The sequence below is a fragment of the Nocardia asteroides genome (genome assembly GCA_019930625.1).
Lineage (GTDB): Bacteria > Actinomycetota > Actinomycetes > Mycobacteriales > Mycobacteriaceae > Nocardia > Nocardia sputi.
Genome location: CP082844.1, coordinates 100,672 through 125,155, shown reverse-complemented (window position 1 = coordinate 125,155; position 24,484 = coordinate 100,672). Strand labels below are relative to the sequence as shown.

General features: G+C 67.4%; 27 protein-coding genes and 1 pseudogene. 18 read left to right on the top strand and 10 right to left on the bottom strand.

Annotated elements, in window-relative coordinates; all coding sequences use genetic code 11:
* Window positions 1–137: 137 nt before the first annotated feature.
* Both dnaJ and K8O92_00660 read left to right on the top strand, forming a co-directional pair.
* The gene (gene dnaJ / locus K8O92_00665; GenBank protein ID UAK32593.1) at window positions 138–1,289 is read left to right on the top strand and encodes a molecular chaperone DnaJ; all 1,152 of its coding nucleotides are present in this window, start codon (window positions 138–140) and stop codon (window positions 1,287–1,289) included.
* Window positions 1,290–2,030, top strand: coding sequence for a 16S rRNA (uracil(1498)-N(3))-methyltransferase (locus K8O92_00660; protein ID UAK32592.1), 741 nt, complete (start codon window positions 1,290–1,292; stop codon window positions 2,028–2,030).
* A 120-nt stretch (window positions 2,031–2,150) separates the two neighbouring features.
* Here K8O92_00660 and K8O92_00655 read toward each other — a convergent pair whose 3' ends face one another.
* Window positions 2,151–3,407 carry an MFS transporter gene (locus K8O92_00655; GenBank protein ID UAK32591.1) on the bottom strand — a complete coding sequence of 419 codons (1,257 nt, stop codon included), beginning with the start codon at window positions 3,405–3,407 and terminating at the stop codon, window positions 2,151–2,153.
* Between the two features lie 99 nt (window positions 3,408–3,506).
* On the opposite strand from K8O92_00655, the gene K8O92_00650 reads away from it, so the two are divergent.
* From K8O92_00650 to K8O92_00620, 7 genes are all read left to right on the top strand, one after another.
* Window positions 3,507–4,409, top strand: a complete 903-nt coding sequence (locus K8O92_00650; protein ID UAK32590.1) for a LysR family transcriptional regulator — start codon at window positions 3,507–3,509, stop codon at window positions 4,407–4,409.
* 156 nt (window positions 4,410–4,565) lie between these two features.
* Window positions 4,566–5,627 carry a PhoH family protein gene (locus tag K8O92_00645; protein ID UAK35352.1) on the top strand — a complete coding sequence of 354 codons (1,062 nt, stop codon included), beginning with the start codon at window positions 4,566–4,568 and terminating at the stop codon, window positions 5,625–5,627.
* 62 nt (window positions 5,628–5,689) lie between these two features.
* Window positions 5,690–6,244 (top strand): rRNA maturation RNase YbeY, encoded by a 555-nt coding sequence (gene ybeY / locus K8O92_00640; GenBank protein UAK32589.1) that lies wholly within the window; start codon window positions 5,690–5,692, stop codon window positions 6,242–6,244.
* Window positions 6,241–7,605: a hemolysin family protein gene (locus tag K8O92_00635; protein ID UAK32588.1), complete on the top strand. Its 1,365-nt coding sequence runs from the start codon at window positions 6,241–6,243 to the stop codon at window positions 7,603–7,605. Before ybeY ends, K8O92_00635 begins: the two co-directional genes overlap by 4 nt.
* Entirely contained in the window at window positions 7,602–7,988 is a 387-nt protein-coding gene (locus K8O92_00630; GenBank protein UAK32587.1) for a cytidine deaminase, read from the top strand. The genes K8O92_00635 and K8O92_00630 overlap by 4 nt, the downstream gene beginning before the upstream one ends.
* Window positions 7,981–8,898 (top strand): GTPase Era, encoded by a 918-nt coding sequence (era, locus tag K8O92_00625; protein UAK32586.1) that lies wholly within the window; start codon window positions 7,981–7,983, stop codon window positions 8,896–8,898. The genes K8O92_00630 and era overlap by 8 nt, the downstream gene beginning before the upstream one ends.
* Window positions 8,899–9,116: 218 nt before the next feature.
* Entirely contained in the window at window positions 9,117–9,518 is a 402-nt protein-coding gene (locus tag K8O92_00620; protein UAK32585.1) for a PPOX class F420-dependent oxidoreductase, read from the top strand.
* Window positions 9,519–9,723: 205 nt separating this feature from the next.
* Here the strand turns inward: K8O92_00620 and K8O92_00615 are convergent, their stop codons facing one another.
* Both K8O92_00615 and K8O92_00610 read right to left on the bottom strand, forming a co-directional pair.
* Window positions 9,724–10,356, bottom strand: a complete 633-nt coding sequence (locus K8O92_00615; protein UAK32584.1) for a 2'-5' RNA ligase family protein — start codon at window positions 10,354–10,356, stop codon at window positions 9,724–9,726.
* 4 nt (window positions 10,357–10,360) lie between these two features.
* Window positions 10,361–11,653: a hypothetical protein gene (locus tag K8O92_00610; GenBank protein ID UAK32583.1), complete on the bottom strand. Its 1,293-nt coding sequence runs from the start codon at window positions 11,651–11,653 to the stop codon at window positions 10,361–10,363.
* Window positions 11,654–11,891: 238 nt separating this feature from the next.
* Here K8O92_00610 and K8O92_00605 point away from each other — a divergent pair, with 238 nt between their 5' ends.
* Both K8O92_00605 and K8O92_00600 read left to right on the top strand, forming a co-directional pair.
* A complete protein-coding gene (locus K8O92_00605) occupies window positions 11,892–12,371 on the top strand; it encodes a DNA-directed RNA polymerase subunit beta (protein UAK32582.1) in 480 nt (159 codons plus the stop codon).
* A gap of 4 nt (window positions 12,372–12,375) precedes the next feature.
* Complete coding sequence (locus tag K8O92_00600; protein ID UAK32581.1) at window positions 12,376–12,594, top strand: hypothetical protein; 219 nt, start codon at window positions 12,376–12,378, stop codon at window positions 12,592–12,594.
* A 135-nt stretch (window positions 12,595–12,729) separates the two neighbouring features.
* Here the strand turns inward: K8O92_00600 and K8O92_00595 are convergent, their stop codons facing one another.
* Both K8O92_00595 and K8O92_00590 read right to left on the bottom strand, forming a co-directional pair.
* The gene (locus tag K8O92_00595; protein ID UAK32580.1) at window positions 12,730–13,518 is read right to left on the bottom strand and encodes a hypothetical protein; all 789 of its coding nucleotides are present in this window, start codon (window positions 13,516–13,518) and stop codon (window positions 12,730–12,732) included.
* A gap of 413 nt (window positions 13,519–13,931) precedes the next feature.
* Window positions 13,932–15,359 (bottom strand): amidase, encoded by a 1,428-nt coding sequence (locus K8O92_00590; GenBank protein ID UAK32579.1) that lies wholly within the window; start codon window positions 15,357–15,359, stop codon window positions 13,932–13,934.
* Window positions 15,360–15,507: 148 nt separating this feature from the next.
* On the opposite strand from K8O92_00590, the gene K8O92_00585 reads away from it, so the two are divergent.
* From K8O92_00585 to recO, 3 genes and pseudogenes are all read left to right on the top strand, one after another.
* Window positions 15,508–16,374 (top strand): alpha/beta hydrolase, encoded by an 867-nt coding sequence (locus K8O92_00585; protein ID UAK32578.1) that lies wholly within the window; start codon window positions 15,508–15,510, stop codon window positions 16,372–16,374.
* The gene (locus tag K8O92_00580) at window positions 16,361–16,966 is read left to right on the top strand and encodes a TetR/AcrR family transcriptional regulator (protein ID UAK32577.1); all 606 of its coding nucleotides are present in this window, start codon (window positions 16,361–16,363) and stop codon (window positions 16,964–16,966) included. The genes K8O92_00585 and K8O92_00580 overlap by 14 nt, the downstream gene beginning before the upstream one ends.
* An 89-nt stretch (window positions 16,967–17,055) precedes the next feature.
* A pseudogene (recO, locus tag K8O92_00575) lies at window positions 17,056–17,784 on the top strand (DNA repair protein RecO).
* Between the two features lie 64 nt (window positions 17,785–17,848).
* Here the strand turns inward: recO and K8O92_00570 are convergent.
* Window positions 17,849–18,229 carry a YdiL family protein gene (locus tag K8O92_00570; protein ID UAK32576.1) on the bottom strand — a complete coding sequence of 127 codons (381 nt, stop codon included), beginning with the start codon at window positions 18,227–18,229 and terminating at the stop codon, window positions 17,849–17,851.
* A 122-nt stretch (window positions 18,230–18,351) separates the two neighbouring features.
* On the opposite strand from K8O92_00570, the gene K8O92_00565 reads away from it, so the two are divergent.
* Together K8O92_00565 and K8O92_00560 are read left to right on the top strand one after the other, a co-directional pair.
* Window positions 18,352–19,167, top strand: coding sequence for an isoprenyl transferase (locus K8O92_00565; protein ID UAK32575.1), 816 nt, complete (start codon window positions 18,352–18,354; stop codon window positions 19,165–19,167).
* Between the two features lie 14 nt (window positions 19,168–19,181).
* Window positions 19,182–19,592, top strand: a complete 411-nt coding sequence (locus K8O92_00560) for a YbjN domain-containing protein (GenBank protein ID UAK32574.1) — start codon at window positions 19,182–19,184, stop codon at window positions 19,590–19,592.
* Between the two features lie 7 nt (window positions 19,593–19,599).
* Here K8O92_00560 and K8O92_00555 read toward each other — a convergent pair whose 3' ends face one another.
* Window positions 19,600–20,226, bottom strand: a complete 627-nt coding sequence (locus K8O92_00555; protein ID UAK32573.1) for a TetR/AcrR family transcriptional regulator — start codon at window positions 20,224–20,226, stop codon at window positions 19,600–19,602.
* Window positions 20,227–20,331: 105 nt separating this feature from the next.
* Between K8O92_00555 and K8O92_00550 the strand changes: the two genes are divergently transcribed.
* Window positions 20,332–21,303, top strand: coding sequence for a hypothetical protein (locus tag K8O92_00550; GenBank protein UAK32572.1), 972 nt, complete (start codon window positions 20,332–20,334; stop codon window positions 21,301–21,303).
* 281 nt (window positions 21,304–21,584) lie between these two features.
* Here K8O92_00550 and K8O92_00545 read toward each other — a convergent pair whose 3' ends face one another.
* A complete protein-coding gene (locus tag K8O92_00545) occupies window positions 21,585–22,019 on the bottom strand; it encodes a transcriptional repressor (GenBank protein UAK32571.1) in 435 nt (144 codons plus the stop codon).
* A 3-nt stretch (window positions 22,020–22,022) separates the two neighbouring features.
* Window positions 22,023–22,373, bottom strand: a complete 351-nt coding sequence (locus K8O92_00540; GenBank protein UAK32570.1) for a metalloregulator ArsR/SmtB family transcription factor — start codon at window positions 22,371–22,373, stop codon at window positions 22,023–22,025.
* Window positions 22,374–22,577: 204 nt separating this feature from the next.
* On the opposite strand from K8O92_00540, the gene K8O92_00535 reads away from it, so the two are divergent.
* On the top strand, window positions 22,578–23,984 hold the full coding sequence (locus K8O92_00535) for a glycine--tRNA ligase (protein ID UAK32569.1): 1,407 nt from the start codon (window positions 22,578–22,580) through the stop codon (window positions 23,982–23,984).
* A gap of 47 nt (window positions 23,985–24,031) precedes the next feature.
* Here the strand turns inward: K8O92_00535 and K8O92_00530 are convergent, their stop codons facing one another.
* Entirely contained in the window at window positions 24,032–24,421 is a 390-nt protein-coding gene (locus tag K8O92_00530; GenBank protein ID UAK32568.1) for a DUF1707 domain-containing protein, read from the bottom strand.
* Window positions 24,422–24,484: the final 63 nt, after the last annotated feature.

Below are 24,484 nucleotides of genomic sequence, written 5' to 3'. Positions count from 1 at the left end.
GGCGATGCCACTGCTACGCTCGACCCTTCGGGCGGATAAAGTTGAGTGCACAAGACTAATGCTGTTGTCGGCGCGTTTCGAATCCGGCGCGGGCACCGGCGGCACTGTCGAGAACGACCAAGGACTAGAGAACTCAAGTGGCACGGGACTACTACGGACTGCTCGGCGTCGCGAAGAACGCGACCGATCAGGAGATCAAGCGGGCATACCGCAAGCTGGCGCGTGAGCTCCACCCCGACGTCAACCCCGACGAGGCGGCGCAGGCCAAGTTCAAGGAAGTGTCGACCGCCTACGAGGTGCTGTCGGATCCGGAGAAGCGGCGCGTCGTCGACATGGGCGGCGACCCGATGGAATCCGGCGCGGGCGGGGCCGGCTTCAACGGCGCGGGCTTCGGCGGGCTCGGCGACGTGTTCGAGGCGTTCTTCGGCGGCATGAGCGGGACGACCGGCGCGCGCAAGCCGCGTGGCCGGGTCCAGCCGGGCGCCGATTCGCTGATCCGCACCCGGCTCAGCCTGGCCGAGTGCGCGGTCGGCGTGACCAAGCACCTCACCGTGGACACCGCGATCCTGTGCGACATCTGCCAGGGCTCGGGTACCAACGGCAACTCCAAGCCGGTGCGCTGTGAGACCTGCGGCGGCGCGGGCGAAGTCCAGTCCGTGCAACGATCCTTCCTCGGCCAGGTGCTGACTTCGCGCCCGTGCCCCACGTGCCGGGGCGCGGGCGAGACCATCCCGGACCCGTGCCACAAGTGCGGCGGCGACGGCCGGGTGCGGGCGCGCCGCGAGATCGCCGCGCCGATTCCCGCCGGCGTCGCGAACGGCATGCGGGTGCGGCTGGCCGCGCAAGGCGAGGTCGGCCCGGGTGGCGGTCACGCGGGTGACCTGTACGTGGAGATCGTGGAGCAACCGCACGACGTCTTCGTCCGCGACGGTGACGATCTGCACTGCACCATCCGGGTGCCGATGGTCGACGCGGCGCTGGGCACCACCGTGGTGATCGACACCATCCTGGACGGTCCGACCGAGTTGACCATTCCGGCGGGCACCCAGCCCGGCGAGATCTCGGTGCTGCGCGGTCACGGCATGCCGCGGCTGCGCTCCGGCGCGCGCGGCGATCTGCTCGCGCACCTGGACATCGTGATCCCGGCCAAGCTGGACAGCAAGCAGACCGAACTCCTGCGCAAATACAAGGGAATGCGTGACCGCGAGCGCGCCGAGGTGATGTCGGCGCAGTCCGAGCACAACAGCGGCCTGTTCGCGCGGCTGCGGGCCTCGTTCAGCGGACGCTAGGTGGCCGCGACGGTCTTCTACCTCGACGAGGTGCCCCAGCCGGGCGCGGTCGCGGTGCTCGACGGCCCGGAAGGCAGGCACGCCGCCACGGTGCGCCGCATCCGGGTCGGCGAGCCGATCACCCTCTCCGACGGGCGCGGTGTGCTCGCCGAATCGGAAGTCGTCGCCGCGTACCGTGACCGGCTCGAGCTCGCGGTGCGCGACCGGGTGCTGGCGGCCCCGCAGGCGCCGCCGGTGACCGTCGCGCAGGCGCTGCCGAAGTCCGACCGTTCGGAGCTGGCGGTCGAGCTGATGACGGAGGCGGGCGCCGACGCCGTCATCCCGTGGCAGGCCGCGCGCTGTGTCGCGAACTGGGAGGGCAAAGCCGCCAAAGGCGTCGGCAAATGGCGGGCCGCCGCCCGCTCGGCCGCCCGTCAGTCCCGCCGGGCCTACATCCCCGAGGTCGCCGACCTGCACCGCACCAAGGACCTGCTGGAGGTGGTCCGCACGGCGAAGGCCGACGGCGCGATCATCGCGGCGCTGCACGAGTCCGGCACGGCCCGCTTCACCGAACTGCCCTTCGCCGACGCGACCGGAATCGTCCTCGTGGTGGGCCCGGAAGGCGGGCTGGACGACACCGAACTCACCGCCCTGGCCGAGGCGGGCGCGGACGTGACTCTGCTCGGCCCGACGGTGCTGCGTACCTCCACCGCGGCAGCGGTCGCGCTGGGCGCTCTAGGCGCCCTGACCCCGCGTTGGTGAACTCGGTATCCGAGTCGCGGAGAACGATCACAGCCTTCACCTGGGCAACCGACTCGGCAGCGGCCCGCGAATACGCGCACGGCCAGATAGTTCGGCTGCGGTGTCCCGGGACATCTCGGCTCAGCGGTCAAGCCTCGACCGGCGACGATTCCCGCGCGGGATTCGTGTGCATGGTCTGCGCGCGCGGCGCTGCGATCGGTGCGATACCCACAGCAACAGTGCCGCGATGACCATCAGCGCACCGATGCCGCAGGTCAGGCCGAGCCACCCCGCGCGGGCGTAGACGATGCCTGCCGCACCGCCGACGACCGCGCTGCCGAGGTAGTAGGCGAACAGATACAGCGACGAGGCCGCGCCCCGATTGCCTTGCGCCATCGCGCCCACCCATGCGCTTGCCGCAGTGTGCGCACCGAAGAATCCCGCGGTGTAGAGCAATACGCCGAGGAGCGCGGTGCCGAGGTGGTCGGGAATCGTCACCACGAGCCCGATCGTCATCATGCACAGCGACACGGTGAGCACCCACTGCCTGCCGATCCGGTCGGTCAGCCGGCCGGCCGCCGCCGACGCCGCGGTGCCGGCCAGATACAGCACGAACACCAGCCCCACCAGTGCTTCCGGCAACCCGAACGGCGCGGCCGTCAGCCGGTAGCCGAGATAGTTGTACACCGAGACGAATCCACCCATCAGGACGAACGCCAGCCCGAACAGCGCGAGCAACCCGCGATGACGCAACTGGCTCCCGAGATCGCCGAGCACCGTGCGCATTCCGGCGGGCCGCGGCACGAAGCCGCGAGACGGCGGCAGCCACCGGAGGAACCACACCGTGCAGCCGGCGGCGGCGATCGCGGCCACTGCCTGCGCCCACCGCCAGGACGCCAGGTCCAAGGTGAACGCCGGAATCAATCGCCCGGCCAGCCCACCGATCGTGGTGCCTGCCACGTAGACGCCCATCGCGGCGCCCAGCCCGTCCCCGCCGATCTCCTCCGCCAGATAGGCCATCGCCACGGCGGGCACGCCCGCCAGCGCGATGCCTTGCAGCGCTCGTCCGGTGAGCAGCAACTCCAGCGACGGGCTCAGCGGTAGCAGCAATCCGATCGCCGCCGCCGCGACCGCGGAGCCGGTCATCACTTCGGTCCGGCCGATCCGGGACGAGAGGGCGCTCACGGGGATGATCGCCAGCGCGAGGAAGCCGGTGGTGAGCGACACCGCCAGCGCCGCCCGCGCAGGCGTCGCGCCGAACGCGGCCGAGAGGCTCGGCAGCAGAGCCTGGGCGCTGTACATGGAGGCGAAAGTCGTGAGACCGGCCGCGAACAGCGCGGTGGTGATCCTGCGTTCGTGGGCGACGTCCGTTGCCGCTGCGCTGCGCTCGGTGGTCATGGCTCCTCCTTTCGTCCAGCATCATCAGCGGTTTTTCGGAAAGGAAATGAATAATAGGAAGCAATTCGATGCTTGTGAGACATATAGGGAGGTAGGGCGATGCTCGGCGAGGATCTGGAGTGGTTCACGACACTCGCCGAGCTGGAGCGGGTGGGTGCCGCAGCCGATCGGTTGCACCTCGCCCAGCCCACCCTGTCGCGCATGCTGGCCCGGTTGGAGCGCCGGGTCGGTGTCGAACTGTTCGACCGGCGCGGAAAACGGATCGTCCTCAACGAGTTCGGGCGGATCTACTACGAGCATGCCCGTCGTGCGCAATCCGAGCTGGACGCGGCGAAACAGGCTCTCGCCGATCGGGCCAATCCGGCAGGGGGAGTCGTGCGGCTGTCCTTCCAGCACTCCTTCGGCGGATCACTGGTGCCGCAGCTGGTCAGCGGCTTCCGGCGGATCTCCGGCCGGATCACGGTGACACTGTGGCAGGGGGCGGCCGAAGCGGTGACCGAGCGGGTGCTCGCGGGCGAAGCGGATCTGGGCATCGTCTCGCCCCGCCCTGCCGTCGCGGGCGTCGGCTGGCGTACCGTGCTGCGGCAGCCGCTGGTGCTGGCGGTGCCGCCGGAGCATCGGTTGGCCGGACGGCGGCAGGTCCGGCTCGCCGAGGTGGCCGACGCGGAGTTCGTCACGATGCACCACGGATTCGGGATGCGGCGCATCTTCGAGGAACTGTGCGCGGCCGCGGATATCCGGCCGCGGATCGCGTTCGAGTCGAGCGACCTCGTCACGGTGGCCGGGCTGGTGTCGGCGGGACTGGGCGTGGCGATCCTGCCGGGCGAGGACCCGCTGTCCGCTGGGCCGCTGTCCGGCCCGGTGACGGTGCCGCTGGCGGACGCGGGCGCCGCGCGCGCCGTCGGGTTGGTGTGGGCCGCCGCGGTGACGCCACCGGACGCCGTGCGGCACTTCCGTGACTTCACGGAGGATTGGGCAGGGCGACGTGGGGGAATTCCATGAGGGTCCGGCCCCGCCGGAGGCCTTATTCACTGGGCGCTGTCGGTGGGGCGCGTTAAACTTCTCTCCATACAGCAGCAGTCGAGACCGGAAAGCAGGCTATAGCCACTTTTGAGAACACAAGGCGAGATCGGCGACCCGGCCACCCCAGCGGCGGGCATCGGCGCCGGCGACATCGGTTCGGGTCCCGCAGCGCGCACCGTGCGCTCGAGTATCGAACTCGCTCCCGAATCCGTGTTCCCCTTCCTCGGTTCGGCCGACCAGAACCTTCGTGAACTGGAGACGCTGCTCGACGCGGACATCCACGTCCGTGGCAATTCCGTGACCCTCACCGGCAAGGCGGCCGATGTCGCGCTCGCCGAGCGGGTCATCGAGCAGCTCGTCGCGCTCACCGGCCGCAACCGCGTGGTGACTCCGGAGGCGGTGCGGCATACGGTATCGATGCTCACCGAGGGCTCCAGTGAGTCTCCCGCGGAGGTGCTCAGCCTGGACATCCTGTCCCGGCGGGGCAAGACCATCCGGCCCAAGACGCTGAACCAGAAGCGCTACGTCGACGCGATCGATGCCAACACGATCGTGTTCGGCATCGGCCCCGCCGGTACCGGCAAGACCTACCTGGCGATGGCCAAGGCGGTCCAGGCGCTGCAATCCAAGCAGGTCAACCGGATCATCCTCACCCGTCCCGCGGTCGAGGCGGGGGAGCGTCTGGGCTTTCTGCCCGGCACGCTGAACGAGAAGATCGATCCGTACCTGCGCCCGCTCTACGACGCCCTGCACGACATGATGGATCCGGAGGCCATTCCCAAGCTGATGGCGGCCGGAGTCATCGAGGTCGCGCCGCTGGCCTACATGCGCGGTCGCACCTTGAACGACTCGTTCATCATTCTCGACGAGGCGCAGAACACCACCGCCGAGCAGATGAAGATGTTCCTCACCCGCCTCGGGTTCGGATCGAAGATCGTGGTGACCGGCGACGTGACCCAGGTCGATCTGCCCAGCGGCGCCCGCTCGGGTCTGCGTGCCGCCAGCGAGATCCTCACCGAAATCGAAGACATCCACTTCGCGGAGCTGACCAGCAGCGACGTGGTCCGCCACCGGCTGGTCTCGGACATCGTGGACGCCTACGACCGCTTCGAAGCCGAGACGCGCCCGCCGGTCGCTTCGCATTACGGCGGCAACCGGGCCCAGCGCCGCGCGGCGAGCCGGGCGGACCGGCGCTAACTCGTCTCGCCGGACGAGGCTCCGCTCCGGCGACACGATCGCCGGGATCGTAGGCTATTCGGGTGAGCATCGAGATCGCCAACGAGTCGGGTATCGACGTGCCCGAAGAAGAGCTGGTCAGCGTCGCGCGGTTCGTGATCGCCCGGATGGACGTGCACCCGGCCGCGGAGCTGTCGATGGTGCTCGTGGATCTCGACACCATGGCCGACCTGCACATGCGCTGGATGGACCTGCCCGGCCCGACCGACGTCATGTCCTTCCCGATGGACGAGCTCGAACCGGGCGGGCGGCCCGACAGCCCCGAACCCGGCCCGTCCATGCTCGGCGACATCGTGTTGTGCCCGGAGTTCGCCGCCGGGCAGGCGCGCAAGGCGGGTCATTCCCTCGATCAGGAACTCGCCTTGCTCACCGTGCACGGCGTGCTCCACCTGCTCGGCTACGACCATGCCGAGCCGGAGGAGGAGAAGGAGATGTTCGCGCTGCAGGCCCGGCTGCTCGAGGAGTGGTACGAGAGTCTGCGCGAGGCGCGGCGGCGGGCAGAGCTCGCCGAACGGGACGCGCGGTTGCTGGGCAAGGCGGGCTTCACCACACCGGGTGACTCCCTGGGTCCCGCGTGAATTCCCTGACCCTCGTTCTGCTCGCGGTCCTGCTCATCTCGGTGGGTGGGGTGTTCGCCGGTGTCGATTCCGCCCTGAACACGATCTCACCGGCTCGCGTCGAGGACTTGGTGCGCGCCGAGCGGTCCGGTGCGGTACGGCTGAGCCGGATCGTCGCCGACCGGGCGCGGTATGTGAATCTGATGGTGCTGCTGCGTATTCTGTGCGAGATCGGCGCCACGGTGCTGCTGGCGGCGGGCCTGATGACGGTCTGGGCGAAGAACTGGGCGTTGCTGGTCACCGCGCTGGTGATGGTGCTGGTGTCCTATGTCGTGATCGGTGTCGGCCCACGCACGCTGGGTCGTCAGCACGCCTACTCCATCGCGCTGGCCGCGGCGTTGCCGTTGCAGTTCATCGGCGCGCTGCTCGGTCCGCTGAGCAGGCTGCTGATTCTCCTCGGTAACGCCATCACTCCGGGTAAGGGTTTCCGCAACGGCCCCTTCGCCTCCGAGATCGAGCTGCGTGAGGTGGTCGAGATGGCCAGTGAACGCGGCGTGGTGGCCGACGACGAACGACGCATGATCCAGTCGGTCTTCGAGCTCGGCGACACACCGGCGCGGGCGGTGATGGTGCCGCGCACGGAGATGGTCTGGATCGAAGCGGACAAGACCGCGGCTCAGGCGATGTCGCTGGCCGTGCGTTCCGGGCATTCGCGCGTCCCGGTGATCGGCGAGAACGTCGACGACATCCTCGGCGTGGTCTATCTGAAAGACCTTGTGCCGTACGCCGATCGCAGCCGCAAGGTGCGGGTGCGCGAGGTGATGCGGCCCGCGGTGTTCATGCCCGACTCCAAACCGCTGGACAGCCTGCTCGACGAGATGCAGCGCAGGCGTAACCACATGGCGTTGCTGGTGGACGAGTACGGCGGCATCGCGGGTCTGGTGACCATCGAGGACGTGCTGGAGGAAATCGTCGGTGAGATCGCCGACGAGTACGACACCGACGAGACCCCGCCCATCGAGGATCTCGGCGACGGCCGCTACCGTGTGTCGGCCCGGCTGCCGGTGGAGGATCTCGGGGAGCTGTACGGGCTGGAGATCGATGAGGAGGACGTCGACACCGTCGGCGGCCTGCTCGCGCACGAGCTGGGCCGGGTGCCGCTGCCGGGGTCGAAGATCGAGGCGCACGGGCTCGTGCTGCGCGGTGAGGGCGGCGCGGACGCGCGGGGCCGGGTGCGGGTGAACACGGTAGTTGTGCGCAAAGCGCGCGAGAAGGTCCCCGCCGGGAAGACCAACGGCGACAATCCCAATGGCAAGCGTAAGGCCAACGGATCGGAGCGGGAGATCCCGGCCGATCGCGACGAGGACGGAGACACCGAATGACCGAACTGGACGCGGAGGACAACAAGCTGGTCGTGCTGGCCCGCGGCGCGCTCGGCCGCACCGGCGGGGCGAGCGGAGCGGCGATCCGTGACACCGACGGCCGTACCTACGCCGCCGGCGAGGTCACGCTGACCGCGTTGCGCCTGACGGCGCTGCAAGCCGCCGTCGCCGCCGCGTTGTCCAGCGGAGCGGAGGGATTCGAGGCGGCCGTGGTGGTCGGCGGGCGGTTGTCCGACTTCGGCGTGGCCGCGGTGCGCGAGGTTTCGGCCGAGGCGCGGATCATCTTCACCGATCGCGACGGCGCGGTGTTCGAGGTCGTCGACGACTCCGCGGACGCGGCCGACGCGGTCAGCGCCGAGTCCGGCGAGGTGCGCGGTGGCTGACACGCGGCAGAACGACGAATTCCGTTCCGGCTTCGTCTGTTTCGTCGGTCGTCCGAACACCGGAAAATCGACGTTGACCAACGCTCTGGTGGGCGCGAAGATCGCGATCACCTCCTCGCGCCCGCAGACCACCAGGCACACGATTCGCGGTATCGTGCACCGCGAGCACGCGCAGTTGATCCTGGTCGACACCCCCGGCTTGCACCGCCCGCGCACCCTGCTCGGTCAGCGCCTCAACGACCTTGTGCGCGATACGTATTCGGAAGTCGACGTGATCGCGCTGTGCATCCCGGCGGACGAGAAGATCGGTCCGGGCGACCGGTGGATCGTGCAGCAGATCAAGCAGATGGCGCCGAAGACGACGCTGCTCGGTGTGGTCACCAAGATCGACAAGGTGAGCCGCGACCAAGTCGCCCAGCAACTGGTCGCCGTCTCCCAGCTGCTCGGTCCGGAGTCCGACGTGGTGCCGGTTTCGGCGGTCAAGGGCGAGCAGGTGGATGTCCTCGTGGACGTCATCGCCTCGAAGATGCCCGAGGGTCCGGCCTTCTACCCCGACGGCGAACTCACCGATGAGCCGGAGGAAACGCTCATGGCCGAGCTCATCCGCGAGGCCGCGCTCGAGGGCGTCCGCGACGAGCTGCCGCATTCGCTCGCCGTCGTCATCGAGGAGGTCCTGCCCTACGAGGACCGCGAGGACATGCTCGACGTGCACGCCCTGCTCTACGTCGAGCGGCCCAGCCAGAAGGCCATCGTCATCGGTAAGGGCGGTTCCCGGCTGAAGGAAGTCGGCACCAACGCCCGCAAGCAGATCGAACACATCCTCGGCACCCGGATCTACCTGAATCTGCACGTGAAGGTGGCCAAGGACTGGCAGCGCGACCCTAAGCAGCTGGGCAAACTGGGTTTCTGAGCGCATCCGTAATGACCTGAAGCTGTCAGATCTCTGCTGGGAGTGCTCGAACGATCACGTACTGCGTGTGGTCTTCGAGACTTGTCATGTCGAATTGTCCATCCCGGTCGGTTATTGCCGGCGCGACGATGAGTTCTCCGCGCCCGCATCGTCATAACTCGTACCGGGCCGCCGAGTGTGCGCACCGGACCAGAGGAACATGAACCGAAGGAAGACTGATGGCGCAGTTGACGGACAAGGTACGAACGCTGTTCGACGGCAAGAACTTCGCTGTATTGTCCACGCTCGAACCGGACGGTAAGCCGCATTCGACCGTGATGTGGGTCAAGCGCGACGGAGACGACATCGTATTCGCGCTGCCGAAGAGTCGCCGCAAGGTAGTCAACTTGAGCCGGGATCCCAGGGCGGCTGTCGTGATCTTCGATGCCGCCAGTCCGTACGACAGCGTTCAGGTGCAGGGCACCGCGTCACTCGAAGACGATCCGGACGGTGTGCTGATCGCTGAGCTTTCGCACAAGTACACCGGCGGACCCTACCCTGGGTTCGCCGGGCCGAACCCGCAGTGGATCACCGTGAGAGTCACCGTCGACAAGGTCGCCACAACGTGGCAGGAACCATGACCGTGACGCGATTTCGCGGCGGCCATCCCGGCACTCGCCAGCTCCCCTGACCGGCTGCATGGCTCGTCTCGGCGATCTCTGCAAGTGCCGTCCGCTGTCCCGGGTAGCCGCCGTAAGAACACCTACAGCTGCCGATCGGTATCGCTTGCCGGTTGTCAGGTCACGGAGATTTCGGCGCAGCGCTGTGACATGGCCTGCGTCCGAATCACCGTATACCCAGCGGAAACCTGGTGATATCGCGCCATTCGTATCGATGGTTGTCCCGGTTCAGCGCGATGAGCGATACCGCTGTCACTGCCTGCGCGATCTGTATATCGCGCAGCTCATCTCGCGCGAGCAGGTCGCGCAGATCAGGCATTGATGCCACGCCGGTGGAGTAGGCGAGCGACAGATGGGGCCGGAAGCGGTCGCCGCGCTCGGGCACTTGGTCGGGGCCCCAGACATCAGCGATGGCGCGTTGCAGATCTTCGCGGATTGCTCGGAAGCACTCCGGGTTCGCGATCGGCATGCCAATGGTCTCGTTATCCACGGAGGGAGGTCCGATCAGGGCCTCGAACGGTTCACGTCGGGACAGGTAGGTTGCGGCTGTCTGGCTGATCCGCTGTATGTCTGCTGCTGTCACTTGGTCGGTGAATCCGATGCCCTGGATTGTGATGTGCAGTCCCTCGCGGGCAACGGGCTGCATCGTAGGGATCTGTGAAAGAGTCGGCTCGAAGGCATCGACGAGTTGTCCGGCTGGGGAATCATTGTCGAAGGTGACGTGCCAGGTGTAGAACGACTTGCCCGCCTTCCAGCCCGGACGCCACCACCAGTGATCCCATGTGTAATCCTCGGCCATGAAGTCATTCTCCGTCCGGATCGGCCGCCAGCGTCGGTAAGGTTCCCCAATCAGCGAGCTGACGAAATTCGGTTGCGATCTCGTCGATCTGGGCCACTCCACCAGCGCCCCCACCGGCTTCAAATGCCAGTTGGGCGATTTCGTCTACTCGCTGGATCAATGGTTGAACCCGGTGTTCTACCGGTGTGGTGGCCGCGATATCAGCCAGATCGGTGGCAGCGACGTCCAGGTCACCGAGCGCGATATAGCCCTTGATCTGCTGGCAGCGGACCATACGTTCGGAGCCGACATTCCGCAGCGCTGGGGCGGTGCTCCGGAATCGCTCGATGGCTGTGGAGGTGTATTCGATCGACCGCAGCGGGTCACCGTTGACCAGGGCGATGTCAGCCCAGTACCCAGCCGCGCGTTCCAGTGAGCACGAGAACGGCCCTGCGAACTGGTCATGTCCTGGTTCATCGGTCAACCGAGCCGCGATGTCGAGAGCCAAGTGCATCGCCGAGGCGGACTCCTTCCCTCTGCCCGAGCGAGCGAGGTCGATCGCCTGGGCGCTGGCAAGCAGGAGCGCTGCCGAGCCGGTACCGGCGTAGCCGAGACCGTCTGCTGCGGCCGCGGCCGCAGCGTCGTACTCCCCGCGCCTCTCAGCCACAGTGCGTTGAGCGGCGCGAATCCAGGCGCGCAATTCATTGTCGTCGGCGTTGTCGGCGAGAGCCCATGCGGTGCGGAGGTGCCGCTCTGCGATATCCCCGCGTCCGAGATCGGTCGTAATCCAGCCGAGGATCGTCATGGACCATCCGGCAATCCCGTACAGTTCGACGCTGTGCTGCGGCCGTTGTCGCCCCTGCAGCAGCTTGACCGCCTGGTCCCGCGTCTCGACCACACGCCGAAAAAGCGGCAGCGTCGGCGATCTGAGGTACTCGCGAGTCACCCACCGTAGATTTTGGCGCAAATCTTCGATCGTCAGCGGCCCCACGTTACTCGCCTCAGCCCATGCCAGCAGGGACGCCGATTCGTCGGCGGTCGCGACAAGTAGATCGCCTTTGTGCGGCTGCGGGGATGGCCCGCCACAACTTCTGGTGAGAAAGGTCCAGAACCGTTCCTTCGCATCATCGGCGGCATCCTCCAGAACGCGGTACAGCAGACGCTTGCTCGACTCGTGCAGGTTTGTTGTTCGTCCGGTCTCCCAGAGATTGAGAGTCCGCTTCGTTACGCCGACCATGCGCGAGAACTCGAGTGGGCTGCGCCGCATTGCTTCACGGAGCGCGCGAATCTCTACGGGTGTCCACTCGATATCCACCATACGGTCGCTCCCCTCTATACGACTGACCCCGAGCAGCAAACTACCCGCACTTAACCTCTGTCACGTCGGTTCTGCACTGTTATGCACTGGTTCGTTGCGGGCACGCTTTTCCAGCACCCGGTGCCGGGTCGATGCCGTTGCCCGCCAACGGCACACCGATCAGCTGTGAGCGGCCGATCGGTGGCGCGTGCTCCTCGGCGCCGGGTGCTCATCACACCACGAGCAGGGAGATGCGGGGATGGGGTTGGAGGACACTCAGGTGCTGGTGCCGGTGCAGGCCGACACGCCGTCGACGCGGTGCCGCTTCTATCGTGAGACCTGCGGCCTACCGGCCAGAATTCAACCTGAAATCGGAAGCATCATCGTGCCTGCGGGCAGCGTCGGCGCGATCACCATGCCGCATCAGCTCGGGGCTGCGGTGAAGGGACGTATGCACGATTCGGGTGTGCGACTGGGACCGATCGTCTCGCATCCACGCTCGAAACGATGGACCTTCCTGATCGTGCCGGACGTGCCGGACGAGAACAGGCTGTTCGCCGAATTGTTCCGGCTCAACGTTTCGGTGTCGCGCTTCGGCGCACAAATCGCATTGCCCTCGCCAGGCGCGCGGCAAGCGGGATTCCGCGTCTGGGTGATACCACCACGCGACGCCTTCCGCCCATCCGGCATGGCCGTCATCGAGTCGATCAGAGCTTGCCGACCACAGCGCAGGCGGTGACGCCATGGACTCCCAGTTGTCGCCGCGCCCCGAAGAAGACGACGTTCACCTGTCCATCCAATTCCACGATCTCCGTCTGGAGTTCGCCGCTTGCGCGACCGCGGCGTCGCGCTTCATACAGGACTGGCGTGCCCACCACTACCCGGACGCGGTGACCGTGGTCCCCGGCGACCCGGCCGGATTGCCACGTTTGCCGAATGAACGCCTTTACCTGGTGCCGTGACCACCGTGCTGTTCGAGCACAACCACCAGCTGGAGCGGTGCGGGTGATGAATGGCGAAGTACCGATGAGTCGCTCGTCCGACCCCGCACGTACGGACTTCGATGACCGGCGCGACCGGGATTGCCGTTGCTCTGGTCATGTCGCGAGGAAGGTCCTGATGGCTTCGTCGCTGGAGAGACGGTTGGCGCCCACGGTGACGTCGATCGCCGGGTAGTTTCTGCGTACGGCGTCGGCGATGGTGGTGAGGCGCTCGGCGACTACCGCGGGGTCGCGTAGCGACTCTTGCCGAATGCCCTCGAAGCCGGGGAACCCGTCGGCGACCAGGGTTACGTCGGGGTTGGAGATGATGTCGTCGTAGGTTTGGAATTCCACGCTGACGATCTTGGATGTGTCTACGCGGCCCGGGGTGGTGTATACGCGGTCGCTGACACCTTCGATGAAGTTGGCTGCCGAATGCCCCTCTTCTGCCATCGGATTCACCCGGATACGGTTGGCGTCGATACCCAGCACCATGCCCGCGGGGTGGAACCGCATCGTGCCGTCGCGGACATCGGTCCAGCTCGTGATCGTTCCGTACACGCCGGCGATGTCACTGCCGTCGGTGAGGTAGACAACGTCTCCGGCGGTGCTGTGCGACGCTGTGCGGATATAGCCTTCCTCGGCTGCGGCTTCGTCTCCGCGAAAAGCCCTGGGGAACACTTGATCGACTTGCCACAGGCGTGCTCCGTTATAGAAACGATCCGGCGGCGCTGAGCCGGGTTCCGACAGCGGACGCGGGAACGACGGGTCGCCGGTGTCGAAAGCATGACGTAATCCTCTGTCGGCCTGGGAAAGTACTTCGGCCGCACTCTGGGCTTCACGGGCGAAGGGCCGGACGCCGTGTTCGGCATCAGCTCTCGCTACCCTCGCGATCTGCCTGCTCAAGTGTTGAGCGAATTGGGTATATGCCCGTGCAACCAACTCGGATCTGATCAGCAAGACGATGCCCTCGGCCTGATCGCTGCAGCTTCATCATCTCAGGTGCTACTGGCCCAGGAACGTGCCCTGCGGCGCTGGGGCAGCAGTAGTTCCTCGTCGCGCACGACCAAGACATGGACATCTGACACGTGACGATCGGCCATCGGGCACCTCCTCGAGTTCCAAGGTCGGCCGAGGGAATTCGGCATCGGCGCATAGAACCCGCGTGGGGTCCGCGGCGGCCGAACCGACACATGCGGGGGACTCGGCGCTTTCACAAGGTACATCGCGCCGGTGGAAGCCGAGCACGATTCGGCACCGTGCGTGCGCTGACCCGCTCGGCCCGGAATGGTAAGGGCTGAACTGGGTTCGAACTCAGGTCACCACCAGGGGACAGGTCGGTGGCGGTACCACTGGAGTTCGGATTCGAGTTGGGCTGCCAAGGAGATCAGGAGGGGTTCGGAGTTCGCCGTGCCCATCAGCTGCGCGCCTACGGGGAGGCCGGAATCGGTGAACCCGGCGGGGACGTTCACGCTCGGCCAGCCCAGAACGTTCCACGGCCAGGTGTACGGGCAGGCGGCGGTGATGAGGTTGTTGGTGGCGTTGACGCCGATGCCGTCGATCTCCTCGACGCGTGGCGCCGCAGTCGCGGTGGTGGGCGCGAGGACGACGTCGTAATCGCGGAAGAAATTGCCGATCCGCTTGTGCAGCAAGGGTTCCAGTCGTCGTGCCGCGTAGAGGGCGGGTCCGTCGAGCACGCGTCCGATCCTGGCGTTGGCGGCGGTGCGCGGATCGACCTCGAGGCCGGGCATCCGGTGGTACACCCGCCGGATGCCCGCGAGCGAACGCGGCAGGAACGACGCGCCGATCATGAGGCCGTAGTGCAGGTCGGCAACGGTCACCGTGTGGCCGAGTGCGCGCAACGTATCGGCGGTGCGTCGCACGGCCTGCTCGACTCCGGGATCGAGCGCGGTTCTGGTGGCGGTGAACGGGATGCGGAGCGACAGGGCGATTCGTAGCTTGCCCGGGTCACGGCCGACGGCATCGGAGGCGTGGATCGGGTCCGGTGTGTGCAGGTCTCCGTGGTGCGGGCCGGCCGCCGCGTCCAGCAGCAGCGCCGCGTCCGCGACCGTGCGCGCCAGCGGGCCGTTCACGGTGAGACCGTAGAACGCCTCGGCCTCCGGCCAGGTCGAGATCCGCCCGCGCTGTGGCTTGATGCCGACCAGGTTCGTCCACGCCGCCGGAATACGGACCGAGCCCGCGCCGTCGGAACCGAGGGCGGCGGGCACCAGACCGGCCGCGACGGCCGCCGAAGCCCCGCCGGAGGACCCGCCCGGCGTCCTGGTCCGGTCCCAGGGATTGCGGGTGTGTCCGAACGATACGGCGCTGGTGAACGGCCACTGCCCGAGTTCGCAGGTATTGGTTTTCCCGACGATCACCGCGCCCGCGGCTCGCAGGCGCCGGACCGATTCGGCGTCTCGGGTTTTCGGCGCGAAGTCGCCACCGCATCCGAACGCGGTCGGCTCGCCCGCGACATCGGTGTCGTCCTTCACCGCGACGGGCACGCCCAGCAGCGGCAGCCGTTCCCCGGCGGCCAGCCGTCGGTCGGCGTCGGCGGCCTCGGCCAGCGCTCGCTCGCGGCGCACGATCCGGAAAGCGTTGAGCGTGCCCTGTGCGGCGTCGATCCGATCCAGCGCGCCGCCGACCGCAGCGGTCGAGGTGATCGCACCGCTTGCGATCGCGGCCGCCAGTTCGGTCAGCCCCAGTTCCCGCGTGTCGGGTGCCTGGGCCGGATCGGACACCGTCATGTGAGCTCCGTCTCGTCGTGGTCGGAAAAACCGTAACGCCAACCTGGTCATGCGTCCATAACGGTGCCGGGAAATCCACCCTGGGTAGGAGGCATACATACCGTATGTATGTAAAAGTGGTGAGGAATCGCAACGACTCGGAGGACTCATGGCAACCAGCACATCACTCGGCCGCACCCACGAGGTGGATCTGCCCGGCGGCCGCATTCGCTATCACGACACCGGGGAGGGCGCTCCGGTCGTCTTCGTGCACGGTCTGCTGGCCAACGCGGACCTGTGGCGCAAAGTGGTGCCCGGGGTCGCCGCGGCGGGGTACCGCTGCCTCGCGCCGGACTGGCCGCTCGGCTCGCACTCGATCCCCCTGCCGCATGCGGATCTCACCCCGAGCGGGGTCGCCGATCTCGTCGCCGCGTTCCTCGAACGCCTCGACCTCACCGATGTCACCGTGGTCGCCAACGACACCGGCGGCGCGATCACCCAGATATTGCTTACGCGCGACCGGTCCAGGATCGGCCGCGTGGTGCTCGCCGCGGTGGACAGCTACGAGGGCTTTCTGCCACAGCCGTTCACGGCGCTTCCGATGCTGGCGAAGCTCCCCGGCTCGATTCGCCTCTTCACCGAGGCGCTGCGTATCCGCGCGCTGCATCGGCTGCCGTTGGCTTTCGGCTATATCAGTAAGCGGCCCATCCCGCCCGAGATCATGGACTCCTACCTGCTGCCGAGCCGTAACTCTGCCGCGATCCGAAAAGATCTGCGGCGTTTCGTGACCTCGGTGCACCGGCGGTACACGCTGGAGGCCGCGCGCCACTTCGCCGCCATCGACACTCCGGTACTGCTGGCTTGGGCGCGCGAGGACCGGGTGTTCCCGGTGTCGTTCGCCGAACGCCTGGCCAGGGACCTGCCGAACGCGACGTTGCGGCTCATCGATGACTCCTACACCTTCCTGCCGGAGGATCAGCCCGAGTTGCTCGCGGAATCGATCCTGGAGTTCACTCGGCTGCATGCCACGCCGTAGCCAGGAAGACCGCTCGCGCGCGACCAGGGCCGCGCTCGAACAGGCGGGACGCCGCCTGTTCACCGAGCGCGGTTTCGCGGGAATCTCGGCCGAAGAGCTGGTCACCGAGGCCGGGGTCACCCGGGGCGCGCTGCACCACCACTACGGCGACAAACGTGGGCTGTTCCTCGCGGTGCTGGAGCAGATCGAGGTCGAGACCACCGCGGAGATCGAGAACGCCATCGCCGCGGTCGATCCCGATGACGTGATGGCCGGCATGGCGGCAGGGCTTGGTCTGTTCCTGGAGATCTGCCAGCGACCTGCGATGCTGCGGATCGCCCTCACCGACGCCCCCGCGGTGCTCGGCTGGCAGGCTTGGCGCGAATTCGAAGCCGCTCACGGCCTCGGCCTGATCACCGCGCAACTCGAGCGCGCCCGCGCCGCCGGATTGATCGCCGACGCCCCCGTCCCGGTACTGGCCCAGCTCATCGTCAGCGTGATCAGCGAGGCCGCTTTGATCGTCGCGCACGCCGACGACCCCGGCCTCGCACGCGCCCAGACCCAGCAATCAGTGCTGCTCCTCATCTCCGGGCTCCTGCGCCCGACCGGCTGATCGCCGCCTGCACGGCATACATCCGCGCCGGCTCGCCACAAGGGGCCGCGACCACCCAGCGACGTAGACGCGGCAACTAGACTCACCACGTGCGTTTGTATCGGGACGAGGCGGTAGTGGTGCGCCAGCACAAGCTGGGTGAGGCGGACCGCATCGTCACGCTGCTCACGCGGCAGCACGGCCTGGTGCGCGCGGTCGCCAAGGGGGTGCGGCGCACCAAATCGAGGTTCGGGGCACGGTTGGAACCGTTCTCCTACATCGATGTGCAGCTGCACCCGGGGCGCTCGTTGGACACCGTCACCCAGGTGCACACGATGGAGGCGTTCGCCGCCGACATCATCGACGACTACGGGCGCTACACCACCGCGTGCGCCGTGCTGGAGACCGCCGAACGCCTGGCAGGCGAGGAGCACGCGCCCGCCCCCCGGCTGCACGCGCTCACCGCGAGCGCACTGCGCGCCATCGCGGCCAAACAGCGGCCGCACGAACTGATCCTGGACGCATTCTTGTTGCGCGCCATGGGTTTCGCGGGCTGGGCGCCCGCCTTGGACGAATGCGCCAAGTGCGCGACGCCTGGTCCGCATCGAGCCTTCCATGTCGCGGCAGGCGGCGCGGTGTGCGTGCATTGCCGTCCACCGGGCGCGGCGACGCCCGCCCCCGGCGTGCTCGACCTGCTGGTGGCGCTGTTGCGCGGGGAATGGGAGCAGGTCGAGGCGACCCCCGGCGCGGTGCGCAGACAGGCCAGCGGGCTGGTCGCGGCGCACTTGCAGTGGCATCTGGAACGTCAGTTGCGCACGCTGCCGCTGGTCGAGCGGTCCAAGGACACGGCCGGAGGAAGTTCGTCTGTGGCCGCCCCGGATCGACCGGAGGCCCGGCAGCCGCTTACTCCACGAATTGAAGCTCTACCTGGGGCAGCTCGATCATGACGCGGGCGCACACCGCGCGATGCCAGGTGGCCGGGTAGCGGGTGTCCGGTTCGTGCTTGCAGTAGTCGTCGTTGGTCCGGTAGGTGTGCAGGCGGGGCGAGATCTCCCCGGCGTCGATGGCGTCGACCATGGCCTCGATCACCTGCTCGGTCTCGTCCGCGATGGCGGCGAGTTCGCGAGCCACGGTGTCGGGAATCTGGAAGGCCCCCTTCTCCCAGCGCTCGACCGTGCGCTCCGCGACCGCGAAGAACCGCGCGCACCAAGGGACCGGAAGGCCGAGTAATTCACGTGTGGCCCGGAAACCTGCCGCGGTCCCGGTGCCTGGTAAATCGGTCACGTACGAGAAACCCCTCCCCAGTATCACGATAGGGAAAAGAATAAGTCACCCGTGCCGGTGGGAACCGCGGAATTCGTCAGGAAGCAACGTGGCGGTAGGGGCTGCGGAGGCGATCAGGCAGGATGGATGCCGTGATCCTCCGCCGAGACTCCGCCGCCGCGACCGAGCCCAAGCCCGCGGGCGTCCGCCCGCCCGCGCCGCATCCGTCGGGAGCTCGGCCGCCGCAGTTGCCGCCGGAACTGGTGCCCAACCATGTCGCGCTGGTCATGGACGGCAACGGGCGCTGGGCCCAGGAGCGCGGGTTGCCGCGCACCGCCGGGCACGAGCGGGGGGAGGCGGTGCTGATGGACACCGTCGAGGGCTGTATCGAGATCGGCGTCAAGTGGCTGTCGGCCTACGCGTTCTCCACCGAGAACTGGCGGCGCAGCCCCGAGGAGGTGCGCTTCCTCATGGGCTTCAACCGCGACGTGATCCGCCGTCGTCGTGACGAGATGCACGAGATGGGCGTCCGTGTGCGCTGGGCCGGACGGCGACCGCGCTTGTGGCGCAGCGTGATCAAGGAATTGGAGATCGCCGAGGAGCTCACCGAGGACAACACGGTGATGACGCTGACCATGTGCGTCAACTACGGCGGCCGTGCCGAAATCGCCGACGCCGCAAGGGAGATCGCGCGCCGGGTGGCAGCGGGCGAGATCGATCCGGAGAAGGTCACCGAGGCGACGGTGGCGAAGTACCTCGACGAACCCGACATGCCGGACGTGGATCTGTTCCTGCGTCCATCGGGTGAGTTCCGCAGCTCCAACTTCCTCATCTGGCAGTCGGCGTACGCCGAATTCGTCTATCAGGACACGCTTTTCCCCGATTTCGATCGGCGCGACCTGTGGGAGGCCTGCCTCCAGTACGCGTCGCGTGACCGCCGCTTCGGCGGCACCAAGTGAAGGGTGAGGCGAACATGGACGCAGCGGTGACACCGGACCGGGAACTCCAGGCGCGGGCCGGAGCCTGCCTGTCGAGCTACGGCATAGACGTGCGCGTCGACCCCGAAGGGTCGCTGGGATTCGAATACGAGGGAGCGCTGTCCTCGTTGCGCGCGGTGAATCTCGCGCCGGGGTTGGACGTGCTCAGCCTGACCTGCGTGCTGGCCTGGGACCGGCCGCTGAAGCCGCAGCTGCACAAGCGCGTCGCCGAGCGCAACAACTCGCTGCAGTTCGGTTCGCTCACCGTGATCGGCCACGGCAAACTCGCCGACGTCATCCTGCGCTACACCTTCCCCGCCGCGGGCCTGGACGACCAGGCCCTCACCACGATGCTGCTGCTCGTGCTGTCCAACGCGGGCCGCGCCAGGCAGGGTTTGCTGCCCTGATCCGCGGTCAGCTGCTTTCGCCTGCCGCCGCGATGGCGGTTTCGCCGTAGGGGAGCAGGATGCGCACGCCGCGGGCCAGCGTCTCCGGATCCAGATCCTCGAGGATGAGGTGCTGGAGAATGAAGCCCGGCAGTAGGCCGATGATGGCCTTGGCGACGGCATCGACATCGGCGTCTTCGGGTAGCCAGCCCTTGTCGCGCATGCGTTCGGCGTAAGTCACCCACAGCGCGCGCATCGCGAACATCGTCTCGCGCACCATCAGCGCCGCCCCTGGGTGCACCAGGGCCAGTGCCCAGGCTTGCGGCGCCAGCCGCACCGGTCCGTCCGGCCCGCTGCGCCGTACGACCTCCTCGGCGATCATCATGATCAGTTCGGCGGGCGTGGGCAGCGGCTCGCGGTTGATCGCGTAGTCCATGGCCACGCGCAGGGATACCGTCGTCTGCGTGGCGAGCGCTGTGATCAGCTCGTCTTTGCTCTTGAAGTATCGGTAGACCGCGCCGGCCGAGAGTCCCGATTCCGCGAACACGTCCTGCATGGACGTTTCGTGGAACCCCTTACGGGCGAAGCAGCGCCGCGCGGCGTCCAGGATCTGCTGTTTGCGGCGTTCCAGGTGCTCTTCGCTGACTCGGGGCATGCTTCAAAAATAAAACGAATATTCGTTCTTGACAACCCGGCGAACTGCGTGTCACGGTAAGGTCACCATCAAAAAGAACGAGCATTCGATTTTTGGGAGAAGGCCATGAACACCACACAGCGGGCGTTCGCTCTGGGCTTCGGCGCCGCCCTGCTTCAGGCGCTGATGCTGATCGCGTTCGCCTGGCCCGCGGCCAACATCGCGCCCCGTGACTTGCCGCTGGCCGTCACCGGTCCGCAGGCCGGGATGGTCACCGGCAAGCTCGCCGAGCACAATCCGGGCGCCTTCGAGATCACCACGCCCGTGGACGAATCCGCCGCGCGCGCCGCGATCGAGAATCGCGAGGTCTACGGGGCGATCGTCACCGGCGACGGACCGCCGCGTGTGCTGGTTGCCTCCGGGGCGAGTCCCGCCGTCGCTCAGCAACTCACCCAGATCGGGCAACAGCTCTCCGGCGCGCCCACCGCCCGGGTCGGGGATGTGGTGGCGGCCGACTCGGACGATCCGCGTGGAGCGGCGTTCGGCGCGATGGTGCTGCCGCTGGTGATGGCGGGCATCGCGGCGGGGGTGCTCCTGGCGTTGCTGGTTCCCGCGGTCGGCGGCAAGGTGATCGGGCTGGTCACCTTCGGCGTCGTCGGCGGATTGCTGAGCATGGCGATCGTCCAGGGTTGGCTGTCGGTGGTGCCCGGCTCCTACCTGGAGCTCGCCTCGGTTGCCGGGCTGGTCTCGTTCGCGGTGGCAGGCTCGGTGGCCGGGCTCGCCGCCGTGATCGGTCGCGCGGGTATCGGCCTCGCTGCGCTCCTCATGCTGCTCATCGGCAACCCGTTCTCGGCGGCCACGTCGGCGCCGGAGCTGTTGCCGCAGCCGTGGGGCGTCATCGGGCAGTTGCTGCCGCCCGGCGCCGCCGCCTCGCTGCTGCGCTCGGTCGCGTTCTTCGACGGCGCTGCCGCGGCCGGTCCGCTCGTGGTGCTGCTGGTCTGGAGTGCGATCGCACTCGCGCTGCTCGGCGTGGCCGCGCTGCGCGGTCGTCCGGCCGAGAACCCGGCGTCGGCGCCGGACCTGGTCCCGGTGGGCTGAAATGGAGGCACCGGCAGAGGGCCGTTCTCGAAGGGAACTGCCCTCTGCCGGTGCTGAGCGGTGCGGAAAGTGAGTGTTCGAGTGACCCGGGCCGTTGGGGTGCCGGGTCACTTTCGCGTGTGGCGACAGCGGGCAGGCCCGATCGTCACATCAGGGGGATCGGATCGAGTCGCACTCCCGCATGCGCAGGAACGAGCCGGGCGGATCGCTGCGACCTGCGGCTCGAAGCGTGGAACGCGGCCGACGCGCGCGTCGTGCGGCCGCGTCGCAGCGGTGGTCGGTCACCCGTTGCGTCGGCGTGCCGTCCCGCAGGACTTACAGGTCCCGAACACCTCGAGCGTGTGGCTGATCTCCGTGAAGCCGTGCTCGCCGGCGATCGCTTCGGCCCAGGCCTCCACCGTCGGGCCCTCCACTTCGACGGTGCGGCCGCAATGCCTGCACACCAGGTGGTGATGGTGGCCGGTGGAGCACTGGCGGTAGACCGACTCGCCGGAGTCGGTGCGCAGCACGTCGACCATGCCCGCGTCGGCCAGCGACTGCAGGGTCCGGTAGACCGTGGTCAGGCCGATGCCCTCGCCACGTTTGCGCAGCTCGTCGTGTAGGTCCTGCGCGGAGCGGAACTCTTCGATGTCACCGAGCAGCGCGGCGATGGCGCTGCGCTGCCTGGTGCTGCGGATACCGACCGGTTTCTGTGGAGCGGCCGTGTTGTCTGGCACGAATCACCCTTCCTCGGCGTGCGCGACGGCGTCGACGACGATGTGCGCCAGATGGTCGTCGACGAGTTCGTAGAGCACCTCGCGACCCGAACGCTCACCGTGCACGACACCGGCGGCCTTGAGGATACGCAGATGCTGACTGACCAGTGGTTGCGTGACCCCGAGCGCGTCGACCAATTCGTGCACACAGCGCGGCGACTCGCGCAACTGCAGCACGATGGCAATCCGAACCGGCGCTGCCAGCGCCCGCAACAACTCGCCCGCGTCCTCTAGTACGGTGCGTGAGGGAACGGGCGCCGGGCCGGGCGACCGGTACGGGTTGTGCGGCGGTGCCGCGGCGGTCTCGGCGGTCATGTCACCAACTCCTTAATGGAAAGCATTACCAGTTTGCATATGCACAGGTATGCATGTCAAACGGGCGCGCCGGAAGATCGGCTGTCGAGGGGTTGGATGTGCGGTCGAAATCTGGTCGGGCAGGGTCTATAGGCTATAGCCGACCCGTTGAATGTGATCTATTCACGTGAATACATTCAACTCAACTGATCCGACTCGCAGTGGATGGAGAATTCTCGCGTGGCACCCAAGTCGAAGGTGGACACCGTTGCCAACCTCGCCAAGCGCCGGGGTCTGGTGTACCCGTGCGGTGAGATCTACGGAGGCACCAAGTCGGCGTGGGATTACGGTCCGCTGGGTGTCGAGCTCAAGGAGAACATCAAGAAGCAGTGGTGGCGCGCGATGGTCACCAGCCGCGAGGACGTCGTCGGTCTCGACTCCTCGGTGATCCTGCCCCGTCAGGTGTGGGTCGCCTCCGGCCACGTGGGCGTGTTCAACGACCCGCTGGTCGAGTGCCTGAACTGCCATCACCGCTTCCGGCAGGACCACCTGCAGGAGGCGTACGCGCTGAAGAACAAGATCGATGATCCCGACACGGTCTCGATGGAGCTCATCGCGTGCCCGAACTGTGGCACCGTCGGCCGCTGGACCGAGCCGCGCGATTTCAACATGATGCTCAAGACCTACCTCGGCCCGATCGAGTCCGAGGAGGGCCTGCACTACCTGCGCCCGGAGACCGCTCAGGGCATCTTCGTGAACTTCGCCAACGTGATGACCACCGCGCGCAAGAAGCCGCCGTTCGGCATCGCGCAGATCGGCAAGAGCTTCCGCAACGAGATCACCCCGGGCAACTTCATCTTCCGCACCCGCGAGTTCGAGCAGATGGAGATGGAGTACTTCGTCAAGCCGGGCGAGGACGTGGAGTGGCACAAGTACTGGATCGAGACGCGGTTCTCCTGGTACACCGATCTCGGCATCGCCGCGGAGAACCTGCGGCTGTTCGAGCACCCGAAGGACAAGCTCTCGCACTACTCGGCGGGCACCACCGACATCGAGTACCGCTTCGGCTTCCAGGGCAACGAGTGGGGTGAGCTGGAGGGCGTCGCCAACCGCACCGACTTCGACCTGAAGACGCACTCCGAGCACTCCGGAACCGAGCTGAGCTTCTTCGACCAGACCACCAACGAGCGCTACATTCCGTACGTCATCGAGCCTGCGGCGGGCCTCACCCGCTCCCTGATGGCCTTCCTGGTCGACGCCTACGCCGAGGACGAGGCGCCCAACGCCAAGGGCGGCGTGGACACCCGGACCGTGCTGCGCCTGGATCGCCGCCTCGCGCCCGTGAAGGCGGCGGTGCTTCCGCTCTCGCGCAACGCCGATCTCACGCCCAAGGCCAAAGACCTGGCCGCGCAGCTGCGCAAGAACTGGAACGTCGAGTTCGACGACGCGGGCGCCATCGGCCGCCGCTACCGCCGCCAGGACGAGATCGGCACGCCGTTCTGCATCACCGTCGACTTCGAGACGCTCGACGACCAAGCAGTGACCATTCGTGAGCGCGACAGCATGACCCAGGAGCGCATCGCGCTGGACAAGGTCGAGGGCTATCTCGCCCAGCACCTGATCGGCGCCTGATCCGGTGCGGCGCTCCGTGGTCGTGATCGGCCGCGGAGCGCTGTCGTTCAGCGGCTCTTCCCGCGGGTGACGATGCCGATCGTGGTCGGAATGAGCAGCGCCAGACCCCACGGCACCGCGACCCAGAACGGCCAGAAGTAGCCCGCGCCGGTGGCCAGGTAGATCGCCACGCACAGCGCGTTGACGAACACCCACGGCGTCCACATGATGATGATCCACTGGGGAATGCCGGTGCCGCGCGCTGGTCGCGATTCCCGTTGTGCGGGAAGGTCGGACAGTAATGGCGTGAGTTCTCCATAGGTCTTGGCGGCATACACCTGTTGCAGCCGTTCGTCGAATTCGGGCAGCGTCAGCCTGCCCTCGTTCATCGCATGCCGCAGTTGGTCGACGATCTTCTCGCGATCGGCGTCGGATGCCCGCACGTGGTCCTTGCTCACGGGGTCAGCCTAAGTCACCCGGGTGGTCGCGCCGGGTGATCTGCGGTGGCAATGTGATTCGGT